The 21860-nt window shown below is 72.3% G+C and carries 19 protein-coding genes; 10 read left to right on the top strand and 9 right to left on the bottom strand.

What is annotated here, in order from left to right:
• Positions 1–48 precede the first annotated feature (48 nt).
• Genes ACLBXO_RS14350 through ilvA form a run of 3 tightly spaced genes read left to right on the top strand, consistent with a single transcriptional unit; the run spans position 49 to position 3069 of the window.
• Positions 49–1107, top strand: a complete 1059-nt coding sequence (locus ACLBXO_RS14350; RefSeq protein ID WP_273562481.1) for an AbrB family transcriptional regulator — start codon at positions 49–51, stop codon at positions 1105–1107.
• Positions 1104–1451, top strand: coding sequence for a diacylglycerol kinase (locus tag ACLBXO_RS14345; protein WP_020093477.1), 348 nt, complete (start codon positions 1104–1106; stop codon positions 1449–1451). The genes ACLBXO_RS14350 and ACLBXO_RS14345 overlap by 4 nt, the downstream gene beginning before the upstream one ends.
• Before the next feature lies 1 nt (position 1452).
• Positions 1453–3069 carry a threonine ammonia-lyase, biosynthetic gene (gene ilvA / locus ACLBXO_RS14340; protein ID WP_419539344.1) on the top strand — a complete coding sequence of 539 codons (1617 nt, stop codon included), beginning with the start codon at positions 1453–1455 and terminating at the stop codon, positions 3067–3069.
• A 34-nt stretch (positions 3070–3103) separates the two neighbouring features.
• On the opposite strand, the gene ACLBXO_RS14335 is transcribed toward ilvA, so the two are convergent.
• From ACLBXO_RS14335 to ACLBXO_RS14325, 3 genes are all read right to left on the bottom strand, one after another.
• Positions 3104–3763 (bottom strand): MgtC/SapB family protein, encoded by a 660-nt coding sequence (locus ACLBXO_RS14335; protein WP_331315163.1) that lies wholly within the window; start codon positions 3761–3763, stop codon positions 3104–3106.
• Between the two features lie 82 nt (positions 3764–3845).
• Positions 3846–4784 (bottom strand): EcsC family protein, encoded by a 939-nt coding sequence (locus ACLBXO_RS14330; protein ID WP_447685752.1) that lies wholly within the window; start codon positions 4782–4784, stop codon positions 3846–3848.
• A gap of 25 nt (positions 4785–4809) precedes the next feature.
• Positions 4810–6195 carry an AmpG family muropeptide MFS transporter gene (locus tag ACLBXO_RS14325; RefSeq protein ID WP_447685751.1) on the bottom strand — a complete coding sequence of 462 codons (1386 nt, stop codon included), beginning with the start codon at positions 6193–6195 and terminating at the stop codon, positions 4810–4812.
• 203 nt (positions 6196–6398) lie between these two features.
• Here ACLBXO_RS14325 and ACLBXO_RS14320 point away from each other — a divergent pair, with 203 nt between their 5' ends.
• Together ACLBXO_RS14320 and ACLBXO_RS14315 are read left to right on the top strand one after the other, a co-directional pair.
• Positions 6399–7475, top strand: a complete 1077-nt coding sequence (locus ACLBXO_RS14320) for a histidine kinase dimerization/phosphoacceptor domain -containing protein (protein ID WP_331315168.1) — start codon at positions 6399–6401, stop codon at positions 7473–7475.
• 57 nt (positions 7476–7532) lie between these two features.
• Entirely contained in the window at positions 7533–7970 is a 438-nt protein-coding gene (locus tag ACLBXO_RS14315; protein ID WP_020093483.1) for a response regulator, read from the top strand.
• Positions 7971–8010: 40 nt separating this feature from the next.
• Here ACLBXO_RS14315 and mutS read toward each other — a convergent pair whose 3' ends face one another.
• The 5 genes from mutS to ACLBXO_RS14290 all read right to left on the bottom strand — a co-directional run bounded on the left by mutS (position 8011) and on the right by ACLBXO_RS14290 (position 14418).
• Entirely contained in the window at positions 8011–10740 is a 2730-nt protein-coding gene (mutS, locus tag ACLBXO_RS14310; protein ID WP_447685750.1) for a DNA mismatch repair protein MutS, read from the bottom strand.
• 142 nt (positions 10741–10882) lie between these two features.
• A complete protein-coding gene (locus tag ACLBXO_RS14305) occupies positions 10883–11191 on the bottom strand; it encodes a hypothetical protein (RefSeq protein ID WP_331315169.1) in 309 nt (102 codons plus the stop codon).
• 186 nt (positions 11192–11377) lie between these two features.
• Positions 11378–12295, bottom strand: a complete 918-nt coding sequence (locus ACLBXO_RS14300; RefSeq protein WP_447685749.1) for an alpha/beta fold hydrolase — start codon at positions 12293–12295, stop codon at positions 11378–11380.
• A gap of 71 nt (positions 12296–12366) precedes the next feature.
• The gene (locus ACLBXO_RS14295; RefSeq protein ID WP_447685748.1) at positions 12367–12570 is read right to left on the bottom strand and encodes a hypothetical protein; all 204 of its coding nucleotides are present in this window, start codon (positions 12568–12570) and stop codon (positions 12367–12369) included.
• Positions 12571–12684: 114 nt separating this feature from the next.
• Complete coding sequence (locus ACLBXO_RS14290) at positions 12685–14418, bottom strand: patatin-like phospholipase family protein (RefSeq protein WP_447685747.1); 1734 nt, start codon at positions 14416–14418, stop codon at positions 12685–12687.
• Between the two features lie 211 nt (positions 14419–14629).
• On the opposite strand from ACLBXO_RS14290, the gene ACLBXO_RS14285 reads away from it, so the two are divergent.
• The 4 genes from ACLBXO_RS14285 (at position 14630) to mmsB (ending at position 19856) form a co-directional block, all read left to right on the top strand.
• On the top strand, positions 14630–15379 hold the full coding sequence (locus ACLBXO_RS14285) for an SDR family oxidoreductase (RefSeq protein ID WP_331290114.1): 750 nt from the start codon (positions 14630–14632) through the stop codon (positions 15377–15379).
• A gap of 543 nt (positions 15380–15922) precedes the next feature.
• The gene (gene chvE / locus ACLBXO_RS14280; protein WP_331315174.1) at positions 15923–16996 is read left to right on the top strand and encodes a multiple monosaccharide ABC transporter substrate-binding protein; all 1074 of its coding nucleotides are present in this window, start codon (positions 15923–15925) and stop codon (positions 16994–16996) included.
• Positions 16997–17097: 101 nt separating this feature from the next.
• On the top strand, positions 17098–18633 hold the full coding sequence (gene mmsA, locus ACLBXO_RS14275) for a multiple monosaccharide ABC transporter ATP-binding protein (protein ID WP_331315176.1): 1536 nt from the start codon (positions 17098–17100) through the stop codon (positions 18631–18633).
• Positions 18634–18728: 95 nt separating this feature from the next.
• Positions 18729–19856, top strand: a complete 1128-nt coding sequence (mmsB, locus tag ACLBXO_RS14270) for a multiple monosaccharide ABC transporter permease (RefSeq protein ID WP_447685760.1) — start codon at positions 18729–18731, stop codon at positions 19854–19856.
• A 189-nt stretch (positions 19857–20045) separates the two neighbouring features.
• Here mmsB and ACLBXO_RS14265 read toward each other — a convergent pair whose 3' ends face one another.
• Positions 20046–21017: a polyprenyl synthetase family protein gene (locus ACLBXO_RS14265; RefSeq protein ID WP_331315177.1), complete on the bottom strand. Its 972-nt coding sequence runs from the start codon at positions 21015–21017 to the stop codon at positions 20046–20048.
• Positions 21018–21052: 35 nt separating this feature from the next.
• On the opposite strand from ACLBXO_RS14265, the gene mtgA reads away from it, so the two are divergent.
• Positions 21053–21823, top strand: a complete 771-nt coding sequence (mtgA, locus tag ACLBXO_RS14260) for a monofunctional biosynthetic peptidoglycan transglycosylase (protein ID WP_419539345.1) — start codon at positions 21053–21055, stop codon at positions 21821–21823.
• Positions 21824–21860: the final 37 nt, after the last annotated feature.

Below are 21860 nucleotides of genomic sequence, written 5' to 3'. Positions count from 1 at the left end.
CGCGCCTGACGCCTGCCGGCTGAAGCGGGCCGCTCCCGATCGGTCGCCTTGCCCCCTCTCCGCACCCTCGGCCTCTGGGCCGCCCTCGCCGCCGCGTCCGCGGCCGTGTCGTACGGCCTGATGCAGGCGCAGTTCCCGGCCGCCCTGCTGCTCGGGCCGATGATCGCGGCCATCGCCTTCGGCGTCGGCGGCTCGCGCCTGCGGGTCCCGCGGGCCGCGTTCCAGGCCTCGCAGGCGGCGATCGGCTGCCTCGTCGCGCACGCCGTCACCGGGCAGATCGCCCAGACCCTGCTGGAGGACGGGCCGCTCATCGTCGCCGTCGTCCTGGTCACCGTCGCGGTCAGCGGCCTGGTCGGCTGGATCCTGACCCGCCTGCGCGTGCTGCCCGGGACCACCGCGGCCTGGGGATCGTCCCCCGGCGGCGCCTCCGCCATGGTGGCGATGGCCGAGGATTTCGGCGCCGATCCGCGCCTCGTCGCCTTCATGCAGTACGTGCGCGTCGCCGCCGTGGTGTTCTCGGCCTCGCTGGCGGCCCGCTTCCTGATGGAGACGCCGGTGCCGGGCGCGTCGGCCGGCGTCGGCGAGGTCACCGGCCCGCTCTCGCTGCTCGCGACGCTCGCGGTCGCCGTCGTGGGCGCGGGCGCGGCGCTCGCCCTGCGGGTGCCGGCCGGCGCGCAGATCGGGCCGATGGTGCTGGGCAGCCTGCTCCACGCCACCGGGCTCGTGCGCATGGCGCTGCCGGTCCCGCTCCTCGAACTCGCCTACGCCTGCATCGGCATCTACGTGGGCCTGCGCTTCACCCGGGAGACGCTGCGCCTGACCTTCACCGCCCTGCCGGGCATCCTGGCGGCGACCTTCTCGGTCATCGCCCTCTGCGCGGCCTGGGGCTGGGGACTGACCCTGCTGCTGCCCATCGACCTGCTCACCGCGGTCCTCGCCACGAGCCCCGGCGGGCTCGACTCGGTGGCGATCATCGCGGTCGGCTCGAAGGCGGACGTCTCGTTCGTCCTGGCCGTCCAGACTCTGCGCCTGTTCGTGGTGCTGCTGACCGGCCCGCTCCTCGCCAAGTGGATCAGCCGGTCGGTGCCGGAGGCCGCCATCCGATGAACGCCCTGGTCCTCGCCTTCCTCAACTCCTGGCGCGGCCTGCGTCACGGCGCCCGCACCGAGCGGGCCGTCCGGCAGGAGCTCGTGCTCCTGGCGCTCGGGATCCCGGTCGCGCTGTTCCTCGGCGCGACGCTCTGGGTGCGCGTCGCCCTGATGGTCAGCCTCCTGCTCATGCTGGCCGCGGAGTTCCTGAACACCGCCGTCGAGAAGCTCTGCGACCACGTCCATCCGGGTCATCACCCGATGATCGGGACCGTGAAGGACCTCGCCTCCGCCGGCACGTTCATGGCGCAGATGGCGGCGCTGCTCGTCTGGGTGGCGGCGCTGGTCGACCGCCTCGGCTGACCTGCCGCGCGCGGGGCGCGCTCGCATCCGCGGGCCGGAGGGTCTATCTGGCCGGCATTGCCCCGCGCATCGGCCGAGACTGCACACCGTGACGGACTACATCCGCAAGATCCTCACTGCCCGCGTCTACGACGTGGCGATCGAGAGCCCCCTCGATCCGATGCCGCGCCTGACGCAGCGGCTCGGCCGGCCGGTCCTGCTCAAGCGCGAGGATCTCCAGCCGGTCTTCTCGTTCAAGCTGCGCGGCGCCTACAACAAGATGTCGGGCCTGCTGCCCGATCAGATCGCCCGCGGCGTCGTCTGCGCCTCGGCGGGCAACCACGCGCAGGGCGTCGCGCTCGCCGCCGCCAAGCTCGGCGCGCGGGCCGTGATCGTGATGCCGCGCACCACCCCCTCGATCAAGGTCGATGCCTGCCGGGCCCGCGGGGCCGAGGTCGTGCTCCACGGCGACGCCTTCGACGAGGCGCTGGCGCAGGCCAAGATCCTCGAGGCCGAGGAGGGTCTGACCTTCCTGCACCCCTTCGACGATCCGGACGTGATCGCCGGCCAGGGCACCATCGGCAAGGAGATCCTGGAGCAGCACACCGGCCCGATCGAGGCGATCTTCGTCCCGGTGGGCGGCGGCGGGCTGGCCGCCGGCATCGCCACCTTCGTGAAGTACCTGCGGCCGGGCACCAAGGTCATCGGTGTCGAGCCCGAGGACGCGGCCTGCATGGCCGCGGCGCTCGCGGCCGACACCCGGGTCAGCCTGCCGACCGTCGGCCTGTTCGCCGACGGCGTCGCCGTGCGGCAGGCCGGCGAGGAGACCTTCCGGCTCTGCCGCGAGCACCTCGACGGGGTGATCACCGTGGACACCGACGCCATGTGCGCCGCGGTCAAGGACATCTTCGACGACACCCGCGCGGTGTCCGAGCCGTCCGGGGCTCTGAGCCTCGCCGGCGCCAAGCTCTACGCCGAGCGCGAGGGCGGCGACGGCACGCTGATCGCCATCTCGTCGGGCGCGAACCTGAACTTCGACCGCCTGCGTCACATCGCCGAGCGCGCCGAGATCGGCGAGCAGCGGGAGGTCCTGATCGGCGTGACCATCCCGGAACGTCCCGGCGCCTACCGGGCCTTCATCCAGGCGCTCGGCCCGCGCGCCGTCACCGAGTTCAACTACCGCCACGCGCCGGGCTCCGAGGCTCAGATCTTCGTGGGCATCAACGTCGGCGGCGGCAAGCGCGAGAAGCAGGCGCTGATCGGCTCCCTGCGCGAGGCCGGCTACCGCGTCCTCGACATGAGCGACAACGAGATGGCCAAGGTCCACGTCCGCTACATGGTCGGCGGGCGGGCCGTGGGTGTCGCGCACGAGCGGCTGTTCCGCTTCCAGTTCCCGGAGCGGCCGGGCGCGCTGATGAAGTTCCTGGAGGCGCTGGGCCCGGACTTCGACATCACGCTGTTCCACTACCGCAACCACGGCGCCGATTACGGCCGGGTGCTCGCCGGGATCGCGGTCCCGCCGGCCGAGCGCGCCCGCTTCGACGCCGTCATCGAGGCGCTCGGCTACCCGGCCACCGACGAGACCGAGAACCCGGCCTACCGCCTGTTCCTCGACGGCGAGGGCGCCGGGGCGCTCTGAGCCCCGGCGGCGGCCCGCCCCGCCTCACCCGCCGTCAGCTCTCCGCCACGTCGACGGCGGTGACGTCCGGCATCGCCCGCAGCTTCGCCGCGATGGTCTCGAAGCTCGTCCGCGACAGGCGCACGAACGTGATGGTGACCTCGTCGTGGTCCGGGTCGGGGCCCGGATGGACCGTGAAGGTCCGCACGCGCGAGGCCCGCTCGCCGGTCGCCGCCTGGAGGGTGTCGATCGACATGGTGCCCCGTCGGGCAGTCAGCCGCAGCGTCTGGGCGCGCATCCGGTCGCGCCAGCGCTCCTCGAAGGGCTTCACGCCGGCCAGGATGCCGACGATGAGCGCGGTCGCGGCCAGCGCCGGAACGTAGAGGCCGCTGCCGATCGCCAGCCCGATCGCCGCCACGCCCCAGAGGCTCGCCGCCGTGGTCAGGCCCTTCACCACCTCGCCGCGCAGCAGGATCGTCCCCGCGCCGAGAAAACCGATGCCGGAGACCACCTGCGCGGCGATGCGCGACGGATCGAGCACGACGTGCTCGGCGCCCAGCACGTCGGCGAAGCCGAAGGCCGAGACCAGCATGATGAGGCAGGAGCCGACGCAGACCAGCATGTGGGTCCGCAGGCCGGCCGCCCAGAGCAGCCGCTCGCGCTCCAGGCCGATCACGCTGCCGAACAGGCCCGCCAGCGCCAGCCGGGCCACCATCTCGCCGTTGCCGATCAGAGCCGCCTCCGTGCCTCCGCCCCGTGCGGATGGCCCGGATCCTTGCGGCTTTGCCGCGGGCGGATCAAGCGATCCCGAGGGCCGCCTTCTCGACCTCGTAGGCGGCCCGCACGGCGGCGGCGCCGTAGGCGCGCTCCAGGCGCCGCACGGTGAAATGCGCCCGCGCGGTCGACTGGAAGTGGTTCATGAAGGCGGTGTTGACCGCCGCGCCGCCGAAGGCGCCGAGGATCGGCACCGCCTGCGCGGCGACCTTCTGGGAGACCACGAGGCCGAAGCGCGCGGCGATCTGGGCGGTGAAGCGGATCAGCGCCGGGGCCGACTGGTCGAGGAGCGTCTTGCTCCCGGCGTAGCGGGCCGCCTCCGACAGCGTCTTGGCCAGGGCGGCGCGGACCGCGAAGTAGCCGCTCTCGGTGAGCGCCGAGCCCGCCTCGGTCTCCGCCATGGCCCGGCCGCCGAGGGCGAAGACCTGCACGCAGGCGAGCGCGCCCTCGGGCGTCTCCAGATCCTCCCCCTCCTCCCGGGCGATCTCGGCGATCGAGCGCAGCATCAGCGTGGTCGAGACCGGCAGTTCGACCGCCACCGTGGCGAGCCCGAACGCGCCGCCGACCGCGCCCGAGAGCGCCGCCATCGCCTTGTGCTTGGCGTCGCCCGAGCCGAGCAGCCGCGCGAGACGACCCTCGGCCTTCGCGGCGACGCCGCCGAACCCCTCGCCCTCGGCCGGGACGAGTTCCTTGCGCGGCAGCGTCGCCAGGGCGACCCGCAGCGCCCCGCGCATGGCCACCTCGGTGCTGCGGCTCACCGCCTCGGTGACCGGGGCCGGCAGCGACCGGCCGATGATGTCGAGGGGCGCGCCGGCCGCCGCGGAGAGCCGCGCCGCGAGGCTCGGTCGCTCCAGCACCTCCACGGCACGGCGCAGGGCGGCGAGGTCCGCGTCGCTCAGCACCGTCTCTGGCGTCTCGGCCGGCAGCGTCTCGCCGGCGCGGGTGAGGTCGCTCGTGCTCATCCGTCGATCCCTGGATCTGTCCCGCTCACGCGGCCCCCGGGGCGCGCGCCGTGGTAGGAAGCTCGGGCCCCGGGATGCGGTTCCCCGGCTCCTGGGCGTCCCGTGCCGGGGCCGCGGCCCTCGCCTGCCCGCTCCGTCGCCCCACCGCGAGGCAGAGCACCAGGACGGGGATTCCCACGAGGGAGGTCATGACGAAGAAGGCCGGATAGCCGATCGCCGCGACCACGAAGCCCGACGAGCCCGCGATCAGCTTGCCCGGCAGCGCGTAGAGCGAGGAGAACAGCGCGTACTGCGTCGCCGCGTAGGCCGGGCTGGTCAGGCTCGACATGTAGGCGATCAGCACGATCCCCGCGAAGGAGCCGCAGAAATTCTCGATCGAGATGGCCACCGTCAGGCGCCAGATCTCGGGCGCACCGGCCGCCAGCCACGCGAAGGCGAGGTGCGAGGATGCCGCCAGGAAGGCGCCGAGCAGCAGCGTCGGGAACAGGCCGAGCCGGGCCAGCGCCCAGCCGCCCGCGAAGCCGCCCGCGATGCCGACCCAGATGCCGTAGAGCTTGGTGACGGTGGCGATCTCCTTCAGGTCGAAGCCCAGCGTCCGGTAGAGCGGGCTCGCCATCACGCCGGACAGGAAGTCGGGCAGCCGGAACAGGGCGACGAGCAGGAGGATGCCCCAGAGCGCGCCGCCGAAGCGGCCGTGCAGCTCGGTGAGCGGCTCCAGGATGGCGCGGCGCATCGACCAGAACCGGGACCGGGCGGGCGTCTCGTCCCGGGCCGCGCGCGGTGCGTCGAAGGCCGGGGCCAGCAGGGCGGCGATCATCCCGACCAGCATGAGCGCGGCCATGATCAGGTAGGCCAGCGTCCAGCCCCCCGCCGAGGCGATGAACAGCGCGCCCGCGCCGGCGGTGATCAGGCCGAGGCGGTAGCCGAGGTTGGACGTGGCCGCCAGGATGCCCTGGAAGTCGCTGCCGGCGGCGTCGATGCGCCAGCCGTCGATCACGACGTCCTGGCTGGCGGCGCAGAACGCCACCAGGAAGGCGCCGAGACCCAGGAGCGCGAGGTTCGTCTTCGGGTCCGAGAAGGCCATGAGGATCAGGCACAGGGCGACCGCCGCCTGGGTCGTCACCATCCAGGCGCGGCGCCGCCCGAGCCGCGCGCTCAGCACCGGCACGTTCAGGCGGTCGATCGCCGGTGCCCAGAGAAACTTCAGCGAGTAGGGCAGCGCCACGTAGCTGAACAGTCCGATCGCCCGCACGTCGATGTCCGAGAAGGCGAGGCGGAGCGTGAAGGTCCCGAGCACCAGGAGCAGCGGCAGGCCGGACGAGAATCCGAGCGCCAGCATGAGCACGATCCGCGGGTCCTCGACGATGTCGCGGAGCCGGAAGCGACGGATCGCCTGTGGCTGGTTCGCCATGGCATGGAACTCCTGAGCCTTCGTGGCCTTGATCCCGCGAAATCGTGGCAGCCTTACGCCGCACCTGTCTCCGCTGGATCGTGCTGTCTTGCGCCCCAATCTTGGTAGAAGCTTGCTTAACGCGGTGTCCACGTCCCGCGGTCGGAGCGCGATGGTGGCGCCGCCGGACGAACGGGGCCACCGCCTGACCGTGGAATGATGCGTTGAGTGCCCGATCCGAGACCGGTCCGCCCCTCGCGACGCTCGTCGACGCGTTCGCGTCGAGCCCGTCGCCGATGGTCATCACCGATGCCCGCGCCCCCGACAACCCGATCGCCTGGGTCAACGACGCGTTCCTGAGCGCCACGGGCTACGCCGCCGACGAGATCGTCGGGCGCAACTGCCGGATGCTGCAGGGCCCGGCCACCGACCGGTCGACGGTGCAGCGGATCCGCTCGGCGGTCGAGGCCGCCGAGCCGATCTCGGTCGAGCTGCTGAACTATCGCAAGGACGGGTCGTCCTTCTGGAACGCGATGACCATCACCCCAGTGCGCGACGCCGAGGGGCTCGCCTACTTCTACGCCGCGCAGGCGGACATGACCCATGTCCACCAGATGGAAGTGTCGATGCGCGGCACCAACGACGAGCTGGAGCGCCTCGTCGCGGCGCGGACCCAGGACCTGACTTCGGCGCTGGAGCAGAAGACCGCCCTGCTGCACGAGGTCGACCACCGGGTGAAGAACAATCTCCAGGTGATCTCCTCGCTGATGCTCCTGAAGGCCCGGCGCACGCCCGAGGGCGACGCGCGGGACGCGCTCCAGGGCATGGCGGATAGGATCGGCGCGCTGTCGACGGCGCACCGGATGCTCTACTCCGAGGGCGACTGCACGCATTTCAACCTCGGCGACTTCGCGGCCGAGTTCCTGGCCGACATGAATGCCGGCCTGGACCCTGAGCGGCGCCGGGTGGAGGCCGATGTCGAGCCGATCGCCGTGGCCGCCGCGATGGCGGCCCCCCTCGCGCTGATGATCCACGAATTGACGGCCAACGCCCTGCGCCACGCCTTCCCGGGCGAGCGGGAGGGCCGCGTGTCGATCGTCGCCCGCCGCACCGAAGGCGGGATGCACATGACGATCCGCGACGACGGCGTCGGCGTGGCCGCGGCGGCACCGAACCCGGCGGGGTTCGGGCGCAATCTCGTCGAGATGGTCGTCCGGCAGATGCGCGGGACCATCGCGTGGGCGGAGGCCGGTCCGGGCACGACCGTCGAGATCGACATCCCGCTCCAGCAGCCGGCTTGAGAAATCGCCGTGGAGGCTTCAAGCTCGTCGGCCGCGGGGCCGGACAACGGAGAGCGCATGGGGACCGGGAACGCCGCCGCGGACGCCGCGCTCCGCATCCTCGTGGTCGAGGACGAGGCCCTGATCGCCCTCGAGCTGGAATGCCTGCTGGACGATCTGGGGCACGTCACGGTCGGCGTCGCCGGCAACGCGACGGAGGCCATCGCGATGGGCCGGTCCACGGCGCCCGACGTCGCCCTCGTGGACATCCACCTCGTCGACGGTCCGACCGGGATCGACGTCGCCCGGGCGCTGTCGGCCGACCGGCGCACCACCGTGGTGTTCATGACCGCCAACGCCAAGCGCATCCCGGCCGATTTCGCCGGCGCGATCGGGGTGATCGCCAAGCCCTATTCCGAGCGCGTCGTCGCCAGTACCCTGGACTACGTGGCCGATCGCCGGGCCGGCCGCGACGGACCGGCCTGCCCGGACGGGTTCTCGCCCGCGCCCGTCTGAGGTTCTTCGGGGCGGGCCCCCGGCGCGCGGCCTGCGGGTCTCACCCCTGCCCCGCCCGCTCGCGCTTCAGCCGGTAGAGCGCGTCCAGCGCCTCCCGCGGAGTCAGCGCGTCCGGGTCGATGGCGTCGAGCAGCGCGCCCAGCGGATCCTCCGGCGGCGGCTCCGGCGGCGGGGGGGGCGCGAGGGCTGCGAAGAGCGGCAGGTCGTCGATCCGGGCGCGGGCCGGGCGGCCGCGCTCGGCCTTCTCGAGGCTCTTGAGGATCGCTCCGGCGCGGGTCACGACGCTGGCGGGCAGGCCCGCGAGCCGCGCCACCTGCAGCCCGTAGCTGCGCTCGGCGACGCCCGGAACGACCTCGTGCAGGAACACGACGCCGTCCCGGTGCTCGGCCACCTTCAGGGTGGCGTTCTCCAGCCGCGCCAGCCGGTCGCCCAATGCCGTCAACTCGTGGAAATGCGTGGCGAACAGCGCCCGGCACGCATTGACCTCGTGGAGGTGCTCCAGGCAGGCCCAGGCGATCGACAGGCCGTCGAAGGTCGCGGTGCCGCGGCCGATCTCGTCGAGGATCACCAGGGAGCGCCGGGTCGCCTGGTTGAGGATCGCGGCGGTCTCGACCATCTCGACCATGAAGGTCGACTGCCCCCGGGCGAGGTCGTCGGCGGCGCCGACGCGGGAGAACAGCCGGTCGACCCGGCCGATCCGCGCCTCGGCGGCCGGCACGAAGGCGCCGATCTGGGCGAGCACCGCGATCAGCGCGTTCTGGCGCAGGAAGGTCGACTTGCCGCCCATGTTGGGGCCGGTGATCAGGCGGATCCGGCCGCGCGTGTCGCCGGACAGGTCGCAATCGTTGGCGATGAACGGCTCGCCGGCCCGGCTTAGGGCCGCCTCGACCACCGGGTGACGGCCGCCGACCACGACGAAGCCGAGCGAGTCGTCGACCACGGGACGCCGCCAGTCGAGCTCGACGGCGAGTTCCGCGTGGCTCGCCGCCACGTCGAGCCCGGCCAGCGCCTCGGCCACCGCGGCGACGGGCTCGGCCTGGGCCAGCACGCGGCCGGCGAGGTCGTCGAAGACGGCTGCCTCCAGGGCCAGGGCCCGGTCGGAGGCGCCCGAGATCTTCGATTCCAGCTCGCCCAGCTCGACGCTGGTGAAGCGCATCGCGTCCACCATGGTCTGGCGATGGACGAACTCGCTCTGGAGGCCCTTGAGGCAGGCCTCGCCGACCGATTGCGGGACTTCGATGAAGTAGCCCAGCAGGTTGTTGTGCTTGATCCGCAGGGTCCGGCAGCCTGTCTGCTCGGCGTAGCGCGCCTGCAGCGCCGCGATCACCTTGCGGGAATCCTGTCCGAGGGTCCGGGCCTCGTCGATCTCCGGGTGGTAACCCGCGCGGACGAAACCGCCGTCGCGCCGGCTCAGGGGCAACTCGTCGGCGAGCGCCGCCGCCAGCGTCGCGATGAGCGCAGGGTCGGCCTCGGCCAGATGCTCGGCCAGGCGGGCGAGGTCCGCCGGGAGGTCGGCCGTGGCGGCGAGGCGGGCGCCGAGATCCGCCGCGACCGCGAGGCCGTCGCGGATGGCCGCGAGGTCGCGCGGGCCCGCACGGCCGAGCCCGGTCCGCGAGAGCGCCCGGGCGAGGTCCGGGGCCCGGGCCAGGGCGTCGCGCAGGAAGCCGCGCAGGCGCGCGTCCTCCACCAGGTACGCCACCGCGGCGTGCCGTCGGGCGATGGCGTCGAGGTGGGTCAGCGGGCCCGCGAGGTGCTCGGCGAGCAGCCGCGCCCCGTTCGCCGTCACGGTCCGGTCGATCGTGGCGAGGAGACTCCCGGCGCGCTCCCCCGACAGGGTGCGGGTGAGTTCGAGGTTGGCCCGCGTCGCCGCGTCGATCGCCAGGGTCGAGCCGCCATCCTCGCGGGTCGGGACCGCCAGCGGCGGGCGGGCCGCGAGCTGCGTGCGCGCGATGTAGAGCAGCGCCGCCCCGGCCGCCGCGATCTCGGCCCGGGTGAACTGGCCGAACCCCTCCAGGGTCGAGACACCGTACTGCTCGCGCAGGCGCCGCTCGGCGGCGGCGGGTTCGAGCTCGGCCTGCGCCAGGGGCACGACGGCCGCGCGGCACTCCTGCCAGAGGCGCGCGAGGGCGGGATCGGCGTGGATCGCCTCCGACAGGACGATCTCCCGCGGGTCGTGCCGGGCGATGGCGCCGGACAGGTCGCCGCCCGCGACCTCGCTCAGGGAGAACCGGCCGGTGGAGATGTCCACCGCGGCGAGGCCGTAGGCGACCGCCCCCTCCCCGGTCTTCCGGCGGCCGATGGCCAGGAGGAGGTTGGCGCGGGCCGGGTCGAGGAGCCGGTCCTCTGTGATCGTGCCGGGAGTGACGAGCCGCACGACCTCGCGGCGCACGACGGATTTCGGCCCGCGCTTCTTGGCCTCGGCCGGATCCTCGGTCTGCTCGCACACCGCCACGCGGTGGCCGAGGGCGATGAGGCGGTTGAGATAGTCGTCGGACCGGTCGACTGGCACGCCGCACATCGGGATCTCGCTGCCCGCGTGCTTGCCGCGCTTCGTCAGGACGATGCCGAGGGCCCGGGACGCGATCTCCGCGTCCTCGAAGAACAGCTCGTAGAAGTCGCCCATCCGGTAGAACAGGAGGCAGTCCGGATTGGCGGCCTTGATCTCGATGTACTGCGCCATCATCGGCGTCGCGCCGGCCGGGTCCAGGCCGGGCGTGGGCGTCGTGTCGGCGGCGGTGCGGGTGTCGGTTCGGGCGGCGGTTCGGGCCATGCCGCGTCTTAGCAGAGCCCCGCGGGCGAATCAGGCCGCGGGCGCCGACGCGCCTGGGGAGAAGGCGCCCGGACGGCGCATCGCCGGTGGATGGCGCCCGGATCCGGCACAGCCTGCGCGGGATCCGGACGCGGTTCGGATCTCAGTAGCGCGGGCCGCCCGTGGTGTTGCCGAGCTGCTGCTGGTAGCCCGGCCGCGACGGGTTGCGGGCGTTGGGGTTGCCGTGGTGCCGGGTGTTCATGCGCCGCATCCGGCGCTCGTGCCGGGTCGAGTGGTGACGGTGCATCCGGTGATGATGCATGCGGTGGTGGCGATGCATCGCCACGGTCTCGACCATGTCGGATCCCGCGAGGCCGGGCTGCGCGAGCGCGGGCGCGGCCTGCGACGCGACGGTTCCGGCCAGGAGGCCGCCGAAGACCACACCCGCGGTCAGGAGAGAACGGAAAGACATCGTGGAGTAGCTCCGATCAGCCCTCATGGGCCACCACCAAGTGACAAGTGCTCGGCATGTTCCGGATCGGCGGTGAAAAATAGTACGGGGGTTCCGAGATCTGCCTCGGCCGACGCCGAGTCCGGCGCCTGTTCGGGCGGGCTGGCGCCGAGACTTTCCAAATCGGTCCGTGCACTGAGTATCGGCCTACAACTTCCCCGCGTGGGCCGGCCCGCGTCCCTGCGCCGTGCCGCGGCCGCCCGGCGGCTCGCGGAGGAACGCGCCGAGCTCCGCGTTGACCGCCTCGGGTTCCTCGTGGGCCAGCCAGTGGCTCGCCCGCTCGTACCAGTGGAGCCGGCCGGCATCGCAGAACGCGAGGCTCGCCTCCGCCAGGCCGGGCTGGAGGGCGGTGTCCCGGCGCCCCCAGAGGATCAGTGCCGGCACGCGCACCCGCGGCGGCCGCGCCCGGGGCAGCTGCACCAGGGCCCGGTACCAGTTCAGCATGCCGGTCATCGCGCCGGGTTGGAGCCACGCCGCGACGTAGTGGTCGAGATCGGCCTGCGCGAAGGCGCCCGGACGGCTGGAGCGCGTCAGCGCGCGCCGCAGGGCACGGCAACGATCCGCCGTGAGCAGCCGCTCGGGCAGGCGCGGGAGCTGGAACAGTCCGACATAGGTGCTGCGCAGCCACTGACCCGGATGGTACCGCATGTAGGCGCCGACCACGGCCGGGTGCGGCGCGTTGAGGATCGCCAGCCGGTCGATCCGCTCGGGGTGGCGGCTCGCCACCCACCACGCGACGAGGCCGCCCCAGTCGTGACCGACCAGCCGCACCGTGGGCGCGTTGTAGGCGTCGGCCAGCGCCAGGACGTCGCCGGCCAGCCTGTCGAGGTGGTAAGCGGCGATCCCCGCCGGCTTGTCGCTGAGGCCGTAGCCGCGCTGATCCGGCGCGATGATCCGCAGTCCCTCTTCGGCGAGGGGGCCGATCTGGTGGCGCCAGCCGTACCAGGATTCCGGGAAGCCGTGCAGCAGGATGGTCGGCGGCCCCGTCTCGGGGCCCGCCTCGGCCACGTGCAGGCCGACCTCCGGCAGGGCGATCCGGCGAAACCTCACTCCTGGGACGGTCATCCTCGCGCGCGCTCCGTCATCCCCGGCTGCAGCCTCGGTCGGGAACGCGCGCGTCCGCCGCTCCGATCCGCTCAGAAGCCGAGCGCGGCGCCGTCGCCGGCGTCCGGAGAGAGCTGATCGCGCAGGCGGTCCGGTGCTGTCCGCGTCCAGAGGCACAGCAGCACGAAGGCGGCGCCGTGCAGGAGGGCGTGCGGCGCGGAGTGGTCGGCCGCGACGCGCCGATCCTGCGCGGAGGCGCGCACGGTGTCGGTCGGGGGCGTGGCGAGGTGGGTCATGGCTCCGGTCTCCAGACGAGGTGTTGCACCGGAGATCGTCGCCGTGAGGGCCGGGTTACAGGGCCGCGGGCGCCGCGCGTGCGCCGCCGCACGCGGACATCGCAGCGCACCCGCTCAGCGCACCGGATCGAGCCAGCGCGCGAGGGTGCCGGTCGCGATGCCCGCACGGGTTTCCCGGTAGCCGAGCTCCGCCGCTTCCCGGAAGCGCGACCACGCCCGCAGGTCGATGCCGGAGAGCTGGGGCTTGAGCACCGCGGCCGCGTGGGCCGCCGCCATCAGGCTCTGCGCGTCGCCCGACACGGTGGCGGCGCGCAGCAGCAGCGGCGCCAGTCCCGGCATCGCCAGCGGCGAGCCGATGAGCTTGCGCATGAGCCGGCCGCTCCAGCCGCGCCGCGGCATGTCCTGGAACGCCCGGTCCGTCCCGACATCGACGGCCAGGACCGGACCGCGCTCCAGGCCGGCGGCGACGTCGGCCGGGAGGTTGTTCATCATGCCGCCGTCGACCAGGACGCCCTCGTCGCACAGCACGGGCGGCAGGAGGCCCGGGATCGCGATGCTGGCGCGCAGGGCCTTCGGCAGGTCGCCCGAGCGGTGCACCATGGTCTCGCCGGTCGTCAGGTTCGACGAGACGCAGAAGAACGGCAGCCAGAGGTCCTCGATGCGCACGCCGCCGTAGCGCGCCGCGAGGCCGGCATCCACCTTGGCGCCGCGGGTCAGCGCGTGCAGCGGCAGCGTGTAGTCGTTGATCGGGTTGCTGGTGGCGAAGAACGCCTCGATCTGGGCCTGGATCTCCGCGACGCTCCAGCCCATGGCGAGGCTCGCCGCGATGATCGCGCCCATGCTGGTGCCGCCGACGAAGTCCGGCGTGCAGGAGGCCTCGTCGAGGGCCTTGAGCACGCCGAGATGGGCGAGGCCCCGCGCCCCGCCGCCGCCGAGGACGAGGCCGCGCGCCGATCCGCTGGCGAGCCGCGCGAGGCGATGCAGGTCGGCCCGGTCGCCGTCCCGGACCTGGATGCGCAGCGCCGCCGGCAGCGCGGCGACCTCCGGGTGAAGGGCCCTCGGGCGCCGGGCCGCGGGGTCCTGGCGCACGACGAGGTCCATGCGGATCCAGTCGGAGCGCACCCGGTCGAGATAGGCGGCCGCGCCCGGCCGCGGCGGCGCGCCGGGCTCAGCCAGCAGCAGGACGTGGTCGCCCCGCCGCTGGCTCTGCCGGCACCAGGGGCAGTCGATGTCGTGCGCCGCGAAGATCGTGCGCGCGTGGTCGCCCTCGAAGGCCTGGAACCATGCCTCGTCAGCCCCCTCCGGCCAGTCGGTCAGGCAGCCGGTCTCCCCGGGCAGCAGGGCGTCGAAGGCGGCGGCGAGCTGCCGCGCCACCCGCGCCGGATCCGGCCCCTCCGTCACCGCCATGATCGTGAAGATCCGCGGCGCGTGGTGGACCGAGTGGCCGTCGTAGATCGCCCGCAGGCGGTCGGCGAGCATCCGGGCGAAGTAGAGGAGCGTGTGCGGGTGCTCGGCGATCACCGCCTCGAAGGCGTCGCGGGTGAGCCGCAGGAGATGCGAATCGCGCAGCGCCATCACGGTCGCCGCCCGCGGGGCGTCCGACAGCAGGGCCATCTCGCCGAAGGTCTCGGGCGGCCGCAGGCGCGCGATCCGGGTCGGCCGCCCGGCATGGTCGCGGGCCGAGACGCCGACCGCGCCGGAGACCAGCGTGTACAGGGCGTCCCCGGTCTCGCCCTGCTCGAACAGGGTCCGGCCGCCCGGCACCGCCACCGGCACCATCCGGGCCCGCACGGCCGCGACCGCCGGCGCGTCGAGCCCGGCGAGGAACGGGATCTCGGGTGCGCTCACGCCGGGACCGCCGCGCCGCTCGTCCACCGCAGGCCTGCCGACGAACCCTGCCCCATCGTCCCGTTCCCGTCCCCGCGTCTTTCAGCCCACCATAGCGCATGGCGGGCGCCCGCACGCCCCGTGACCGCGGCCCGCATCTGAAACGCCGGTGCCTTCGCGCGGCGGCGCCCATCCGCTACAGGCGGGGCAACACCGGAACCGGGAGGAACGCATGTCGGGGCTTGAGCGGATCGCGATCGTGACCGGGGCCGGGACGGGTGTCGGCAAGGCCGCCGCCCTCGCGCTCGCGGATGCCGGATGGCGCGTTGTCCTCTCCGGGCGGCGTCAGGCCCCCCTCGACGAGGTCGCCGCGCGGATCGGACACGGGGCCCTGGCGGTCCCCACCGACGTGACCGATCCCGACTCGATCGCCGCCCTGTTCGCGCGCACCAAGGCGGAGTTCGGCCGGCTCGACCTGCTGTTCAACAATGCCGGGATCGGCGCTCCGGCAGTCCCGCTGGAGGACCTGCCCCTCGAGACCTGGCGGCAGGTGGTCGACACCAACCTCACGGCGCTGTTCCTGTGCACGCAGCACGCGTTCCGGATCATGCGCGACCAGGACCCCCGCGGCGGCCGGATCATCAACAACGGCTCGATCTCGGCCCACGCGCCCCGTCCGAACTCCATCGCCTACACGGCGACCAAGCACGCCGTGACCGGGCTGACCAAGGCGACCTCCCTCGACGGGCGGGCCTACGACATCGCCTGCGGCCAGATCGATATCGGCAACGCCGACACGCCCATGGGCGGCAAGATGAAGGCCGGCGTCCCGCAGGCGGACGGCTCCCTGCGGGCCGAGGCCGTGATGGATCCGGACCATGTCGGCCAGGCCGTGCTGTCCATGGCGAGCCTGCCGCTGGAGGCCAACGTCCAGTTCATGACCATCATGGCCACCAAGATGCCGTTCGTCGGCCGCGGCTGAGCCGCCTCGGTTTCCGCGGCCGCGCGGCGACGCCGCACCGACGCGGCCCGGCGGAGCGGACGCGCGATCCGGCCTGCCCTGATCCGATCGCGCGGCCCGGTCGGCGCCGCCGTGCGATCGAACCGTTGCGCGCCGCAGCGCCCCCGACCGCGTCGCGCCGACCGGCGATCGAGCCCGGACCTGAACCCGCGGCGCGCCCTACGCACACCTGAGGCCGCGCTTCGCGACGGCGCGCCGCGCGGGCCGATTGACGGCCCGTTCTATAACTCATACAAATCGAACGCCCGAGCTTCCCACGGTACGGGCTTGGCCCCCGGAGAGGCTGCCGGCGGCGCCCGAATCGCGCCTCTGCGAGCCGACTCGGCCAAGCTTGCCGGATCGACCCCGGCAGGGATCTTCGCGTGGGCAGTGGATGGAGATCGGGTATAAACCGGGTCAGTCAGGAACGATTTTCGAAGTTAAAAATAGTCAGTCAACAACAACAGAAACATGGACCCGCTTCGATGCAAGTCGAAGTGTGGCTATGAATCGATAGGGGGGCTTATGATCGCCGGGCATACGGTTCTCAAATACATCCTGAGCCTGTCGCTCTTCGGCGCGTCCGCCGTCACGTCGGCGCAGGCGGCGAGCGGGGACCCGATCGGGGTCGCCATGCCGACCAAGTCGTCGCAGCGCTGGATCGACGACGGCAACAACATCGTCAGGCTTCTGAAGGCCAAGGGCTACAGGCCGGATCTGCAATACGCGGACGACGACATCCCGACGCAGCTCGCCCAGATCGAGAACATGCTCACGACGGGCGTGAAGATCCTGGTCATCGCCTCCATCGACGGCACGACGCTCAGCGATGTGCTGTCGAAGGCGCGCGAGCGCGGCGTCAGGGTGATCGCCTACGATCGGCTGATCAGAGGCACGCCGAACGTCGATTACTACGCCACCTTCGACAACTATAAGGTCGGCGTGCAGCAGGCGACATCCATCGTCGACGCCCTCGGCCTGCGCGACGGCAAGGGACCCTTCAACATCGAGCTGTTCGGCGGTTCACCCGACGACAATAACGCATACTTTTTCTACGACGGCGCCCTGTCGGTGCTGAAGCCGTTCATCGACGCGAAGAAGCTCGTGGTCCGCTCGGGCCAGTTCGGCATGGACAAGGTGTCCACCCTGCGCTGGGACCCGGCGACCGCCCAGGCGCGGATGGATAACCTGCTCTCGGCCTATTACGGCAACGCCCATCTCGACGCCGTGCTCTCGCCCTATGATGGGATCTCGACGGCGATCCTCTCGTCGGTGAAGAGCGTCGGCTACGGCTCCGGCGGCGTGAAGCTGCCGGTGGTCAGCGGCCAGGATGCCGAGCTGCAATCGGTCAAGTCGATCATCGCCGGAGAGCAGACGGCGACCGTCTTCAAGGACACCCGGGACCTGGCCAAGGTGACGGTGGCGATGATCGACGCCATCGAGGCAGGCCGGGAGCCCGAGGTCAACGACGCGAAGACCTACGACAACGGCAGGAAGGTCGTCCCGTCCTACCTGCTCACGCCGGTGATCGTCACCAAGGCCAACTGGAAGCCGGCCCTGGTCGATACCGGATACTACACGCTCGACCAGCTCAAGTGACCGAAACCGCGGCGGAGCCCGGCGGCTCCGCCAGCAATCAGTCCCGCGCCGCGATGGCCGGCGCGGGCGCCGAACGTGCAGTCCGAGCTGGTAGGCGCCGCATGCAGCCCGTCCTCGAAATGCGGGGAATCTCCAAGACCTTCCCCGGGGTGAAGGCTCTCGACGACGTGAATCTCACCGTCCAGCCCGCCGAGATCCTCGCCCTCGTCGGCGAGAACGGGGCCGGGAAGTCGACGCTCATGAAGGTGCTGAGCGGCGTGTATCCCCACGGGTCCTACGCGGGCGACATCACCTACGAGGGCCGACCGGCCCGCTTCCGGGGCATCGGGGACAGCGAGCGCCTCGGCATCGTGATCATCCACCAGGAACTCGCCCTGGTGCCCTACCTGTCGATCGCCGAGAACATCTTCCTCGGCAACGAGCCGGCCCGTTTCGGGATCATCGACCGGGACCGCGTCGAAGCCCGCGCCCGCGCGCTGATGGCGATGGTGGGGCTCGACGAGAATCCCGAAACCCTCGTCACCCATCTCGGCGTCGGCAAGCAGCAGCTCGTGGAGATCGCCAAGGCGCTCTCCAAGGAGGTCAAGCTGCTGATCCTCGACGAGCCGACCGCGTCTTTGAGCGAGACGGACAGCGAGGCCCTGCTGCAGCTCCTGCTGGACTTCAAGGCGCAGGGCATCGCGTCGATCCTGATCTCCCACAAGCTCAACGAGATCGCCAAGGTGGCCGATCGGATCACGGTCCTGCGCGACGGCTCCACCGTCGAGACCCTCGACTGCCGCGGCGGCCCGATCGACGAGGACCGCATCATCCGGGCGATGGTCGGCCGCGCGCTGGAGAACCGCTACCCGGTCCGCACGCCGCGGATCGGCGCGGTGCTGATGGAGGTGCGCGACTGGACGGTCCACCACCCGGTCCACGCCGACCGGGCGGTGGTGCGCGACGTCAACCTGAACCTGCGCAGCGGCGAGATCGTCGGGATCGCCGGCCTGATGGGCTCGGGCCGGACCGAGCTCGCCATGAGCCTCTTCGGCCGGTCCTACGGCCAGGACATCCGGGGCACGGTCCGGATCGACGGTGCCGCGGTCGACGTCTCGACCATCGACCGGGCGATCGCGGCCGGCCTCGCCTACGTCACCGAGGACCGCAAGCAGCTCGGGCTGGTGCTGGGCGAGGACATCGCCCGGAACACGACCCTGGCGAACCTGCCGGGCATCTCCACCGCCGCGGTGATCGACGAGGTGGCCGAGCACCGGGTCGCGACGGGCTACCGCACCAAGATGCGCATCCGCTCCTTCGGGGTGACGCAGCCGACCGTGAACCTGTCGGGCGGCAACCAGCAGAAGGTCGTGCTGAGCAAGTGGCTGTTCACCCAGCCCAAGGTGCTGATCCTCGACGAGCCGACCCGCGGCATCGATGTCGGCGCCAAGTACGAGATCTACAGCATCATCAACGAACTGGCCGAGACCGGCCGCGGCGTCCTGGTGATCTCCTCGGAGATGCCGGAACTGCTCGGCCTCTGCGACCGCATCTACGTGATGAGCGAGGGGCGCTTCGTGGGCGCCTTCGACCGCGGCGAGGCCAGCCAGGAAGCGATCATGCGCGCGATCGTGCGCTCCGGGGGCCTGAACGGATGACCGACCTCACAGTGAGCAAGTCCATGAGCCCCGGCAGCGACATCGTGACGGCCGCCGCCACGGGCGAGGCCGGGGCCCGGCGCGGCCGGCTGCCGATGGCGCCGCTGCGCGCCTACGGGCTCGTCGTCGCGCTGGCGATGATCACGCTGTTCTTCGAGGTCGCGACCGGCGGCGTCCTGTTCCAGCCGCTGAACCTCACCAACCTGATCCTCCAGAACAGCTACGTCGTCGTGATGGCGCTCGGGATGCTGCTGGTCATCGTGGCCGGGCATATCGACCTGTCGGTCGGCTCGGTGGTCGGCTTCGTGGGGGCGCTCGCCGCCCTGCTGATGGTCCGCTTCCACGTCGACCCGTTCCCGGCCGCGCTGCTGTGCCTCGCGTTGGGCGCGGTCATCGGCGGCCTGCAGGGCTACTTCGTGGCCTACCTCGCGATCCCGAGCTTCATCGTCACCCTGTCCGGCATGATGGTGTTCCGCGGCCTGACGCAGGTGCTGCTGCAGGGGACCTCCATCGGACCGTTCCCGGAAGTGTTCCAGCTCCTCGCCAAGGGCTTCCTCGTCAACCTTGCCGGACCCTGGACCGCCGTCCTGATCGCCCTCGCGCTGGTCGCGACCCTGACCGGGCTGAGCTGGAGACGGCGGCAGTCGCGGCTGCGGAACGGGAGCCCGGTCGAGTCCCCGGCGACGTTCGTCGGTCGCACCGGCGTGACCGCCATCCTGATCCTGGCCTTCGCGTGGCAGATGAGCGCCTACCGGGGGCTGCCGAACGTGCTTCTCGTGCTGCTGGCGCTGGTGATGCTGTACGGCTTCGTGACCGCGCGGACGACGATCGGGCGCCGGATCTACGCGCTGGGCGGGAACATCAAGGCCGCGCGCCTCTCGGGCATCAAGACCGAGCGGCTGACCTTCCTGACCTTCGCCAACATGGGCGCGCTGGCGGGCCTCGCCGGCATGATCTTCGTCGCCCGGCTCAACACCGCGAATTCGAAGGCCGGCGTCGGGATGGAACTCGACGTGATCGCCGCCTGCTTCATCGGCGGGGCCTCGGCCGCCGGCGGCATCGGCAAGGTCTCGGGTGTCGTGACCGGCGCCTTCATCATCGGCATCATGAACAACGGCATGTCGATCCTGGGGATCGGCGTCGACTGGCAGCAGGTGATCAAGGGCGTGGTCCTGCTCGCGGCCGTCTGCCTCGACGTCCACAACAAGAACAACCGGCTCTGACGGGCGTCGCGCGCTTCGCGGCCCCGCACCCGATTCGGATCGCACCGGTCGGGACTGCGCGGGTCCGCCTCGCGGAGCCCGTCGCTCCGGTGGCGCGCCGGCCGCGATCGCGGCGCCGCGCGCGCTGGACGGGTCGCCGGGCCTAGCCCGGCCTCCGAGGCGTCAAACGGGTTTCCCCGGCCCGCGCGCTCAGGTCTTGCGGGCGACCGTGAAGCGGGCGGCGTCGCGCAGGACGCGGGCACCCTCCCCCCAGGACGACACCGCGTCCTCGCAGACGCCGACGAGGCGGTCGCACTCGGCGCGGGCGCCGTCGATGCCGAGACGGTCGACGAGCGTCGCCTTGCCGGCATCCTTGTCCTTGCCGGTGGCCTTGCCCATGGCCTCCGGCGAGGCCTCCCGGTCGAGGATGTCGTCGGCGATCTGGAAGGCCTGCCCCAGGGCGAGCCCGTAGCGCAGGAGCGCGGCCCGCTGGTCCTTGTCGGCACCGCCGACGATCGCGCCGGCCTCCACCGAGAAGGCCAGGATCGCGCCGGTCTTCATCGCCTGCATCCGCAGGGTGTCGTCCACGTCCATGTTGGCCGCGCCGAACCGGCCCTCGGCGGTGAGGTCGAGGAGCTGGCCGCCGACCATGCCGCCGAGGCCCGAGGCGCGGGCGAGGCCGAGCACGAGATCGGCGCGGATGCGCGCGTCCGGCTGCCAGGTCGGGTCGGCGACGATCTCGAAGGCCAGCGTCTGCAGGGCGTCGCCGACCAGGATGGCGGTCGCCTCGTCGTAGGCCTTGTGGACCGTGGGCTTGCCGCGGCGCATGTCGTCGTCGTCCATCGCCGGCAGGTCGTCGTGGACGAGGCTGTAGCAGTGGACCAGCTCGACGCCGGCGCCGGCCGCCAGGGCTGCGGCCTCGGAGCCGCCGAGCATCCGGGCGGTCTCGATGGCGAGGAAGGGCCGGAGACGCTTGCCGCCGCCGAGCACGGCGTGGCGCATGGCTTCCATCAGGCGCGGCGGCCGGGCGATCTCGCCCGCGCCGACCGCGGGCCCGAGGCGCTCGACCAGGAAGGTCTCGACCGTGCCGGCGACCTCCGTCAACCTGTGGGTAAAATCGGCGGCCGGCGTGACTGCCTTGACCGAACCGGTCGGTGCCTGCGTTGAGGGGGTCGGGGTCATCGGGCTTACGTCCGGTCCTGGCCTTGCGAAAACCAATCGGGTGTCAGTTGGGCGGGGACGGACTCACGGTGGACGGGGCTCGACGCAGGCGGGAGACGGAAGGTCGCGACCTCCCGCTCGCGCGCCCGCGCCGTTCCCGCCGCGTCCGCCGGGTCGTGGGAGCGCTTCTGCTGCTCCCCGCCGCCGGGTTCGTCCTCGCGCTGACGCTGGCGCTCGTCTATAGCGCGGTGATGCCGCCGTCGACCCTGATGCTGGGACGGTGGTTGACGCTTCAGCCGGTGAGCCGCGATCCGGTCCCGCTCTCCGCCATCGCGCCGGCCCTGTCCCAGGCCGTGATCGCCTCGGAGGATCAGCGCTTCTGCCTGGATCACGGGGTCGATTTCGGCGCGATCCGCGACGTGGTCGAGGACGAGGATTCCCCGAGCCGCGGCGCCTCCACGATCGCCATGCAGACTGTCAAGAACGTGTTCCTGTGGCCCGGCCGCTCCTACATCCGCAAGGCCGTCGAGATCCCGCTGGCGCTGGCGCTCGACACGCTCTGGGGCAAGCGCCGGATGATGGAGATCTACCTCAACGTCGCCGAGTGGGGCGACGGGATCTACGGGGCGCAGGCCGCGAGCCGGCACTGGTTCGGCAAGGACGCGAGCCGGCTGACCCGCAACGAGGCCGCCCTCCTCGCCGCCGTGCTTCCGAACCCGATCACCCGGAGCGCCGGCCGGCCCTCGCCCGGGGTGCGCCGCCGGGCCGCGCGGATCCAGGCCATGATGGGGCAGATCGACGGGCTGACGGGCTGCCTGCGGCGGTAGCAGGGGGCGGTGCGCCTCTGTAAGACGGGCCCTTCCA

Source organism: Methylobacterium sp. C33D (assembly GCF_053345825.1).
The sequence above is the reverse complement of the archived record's forward strand: the minus strand, read 5'-3'. Positions and strand labels throughout refer to the sequence as shown.

Excerpts from the sequence above, each read along its gene's own strand:
- ACLBXO_RS14345 (WP_020093477.1), top strand. The coding sequence starts at position 1,104 with ATGAACGCCCTGGTCCTCGCCTTCCTCAACTCCTGGCGCGGCCTGCGT.
- ACLBXO_RS14335 (WP_331315163.1), bottom strand. The coding sequence starts at position 3,763 with ATGGTGGCCCGGCTGGCGCTGGCGGGCCTGTTCGGCAGCGTGATCGGC.
- ACLBXO_RS14330 (WP_447685752.1), bottom strand. The coding sequence starts at position 4,784 with ATGAGCACGAGCGACCTCACCCGCGCCGGCGAGACGCTGCCGGCCGAG.
- ACLBXO_RS14325 (WP_447685751.1), bottom strand. The coding sequence starts at position 6,195 with ATGGCGAACCAGCCACAGGCGATCCGTCGCTTCCGGCTCCGCGACATC.
- ACLBXO_RS14315 (WP_020093483.1), top strand. The coding sequence starts at position 7,533 with ATGGGGACCGGGAACGCCGCCGCGGACGCCGCGCTCCGCATCCTCGTG.
- mutS (WP_447685750.1), bottom strand. The coding sequence starts at position 10,740 with ATGGCCCGAACCGCCGCCCGAACCGACACCCGCACCGCCGCCGACACG.
- ACLBXO_RS14305 (WP_331315169.1), bottom strand. The coding sequence starts at position 11,191 with ATGTCTTTCCGTTCTCTCCTGACCGCGGGTGTGGTCTTCGGCGGCCTC.
- ACLBXO_RS14300 (WP_447685749.1), bottom strand. The coding sequence starts at position 12,295 with ATGACCGTCCCAGGAGTGAGGTTTCGCCGGATCGCCCTGCCGGAGGTC.
- ACLBXO_RS14295 (WP_447685748.1), bottom strand. The coding sequence starts at position 12,570 with ATGACCCACCTCGCCACGCCCCCGACCGACACCGTGCGCGCCTCCGCG.
- ACLBXO_RS14285 (WP_331290114.1), top strand. The coding sequence starts at position 14,630 with ATGTCGGGGCTTGAGCGGATCGCGATCGTGACCGGGGCCGGGACGGGT.
- chvE (WP_331315174.1), top strand. The coding sequence starts at position 15,923 with ATGATCGCCGGGCATACGGTTCTCAAATACATCCTGAGCCTGTCGCTC.
- mmsA (WP_331315176.1), top strand. The coding sequence starts at position 17,098 with ATGCAGCCCGTCCTCGAAATGCGGGGAATCTCCAAGACCTTCCCCGGG.
- mmsB (WP_447685760.1), top strand. The coding sequence starts at position 18,729 with ATGGCGCCGCTGCGCGCCTACGGGCTCGTCGTCGCGCTGGCGATGATC.
- ACLBXO_RS14265 (WP_331315177.1), bottom strand. The coding sequence starts at position 21,017 with ATGACCCCGACCCCCTCAACGCAGGCACCGACCGGTTCGGTCAAGGCA.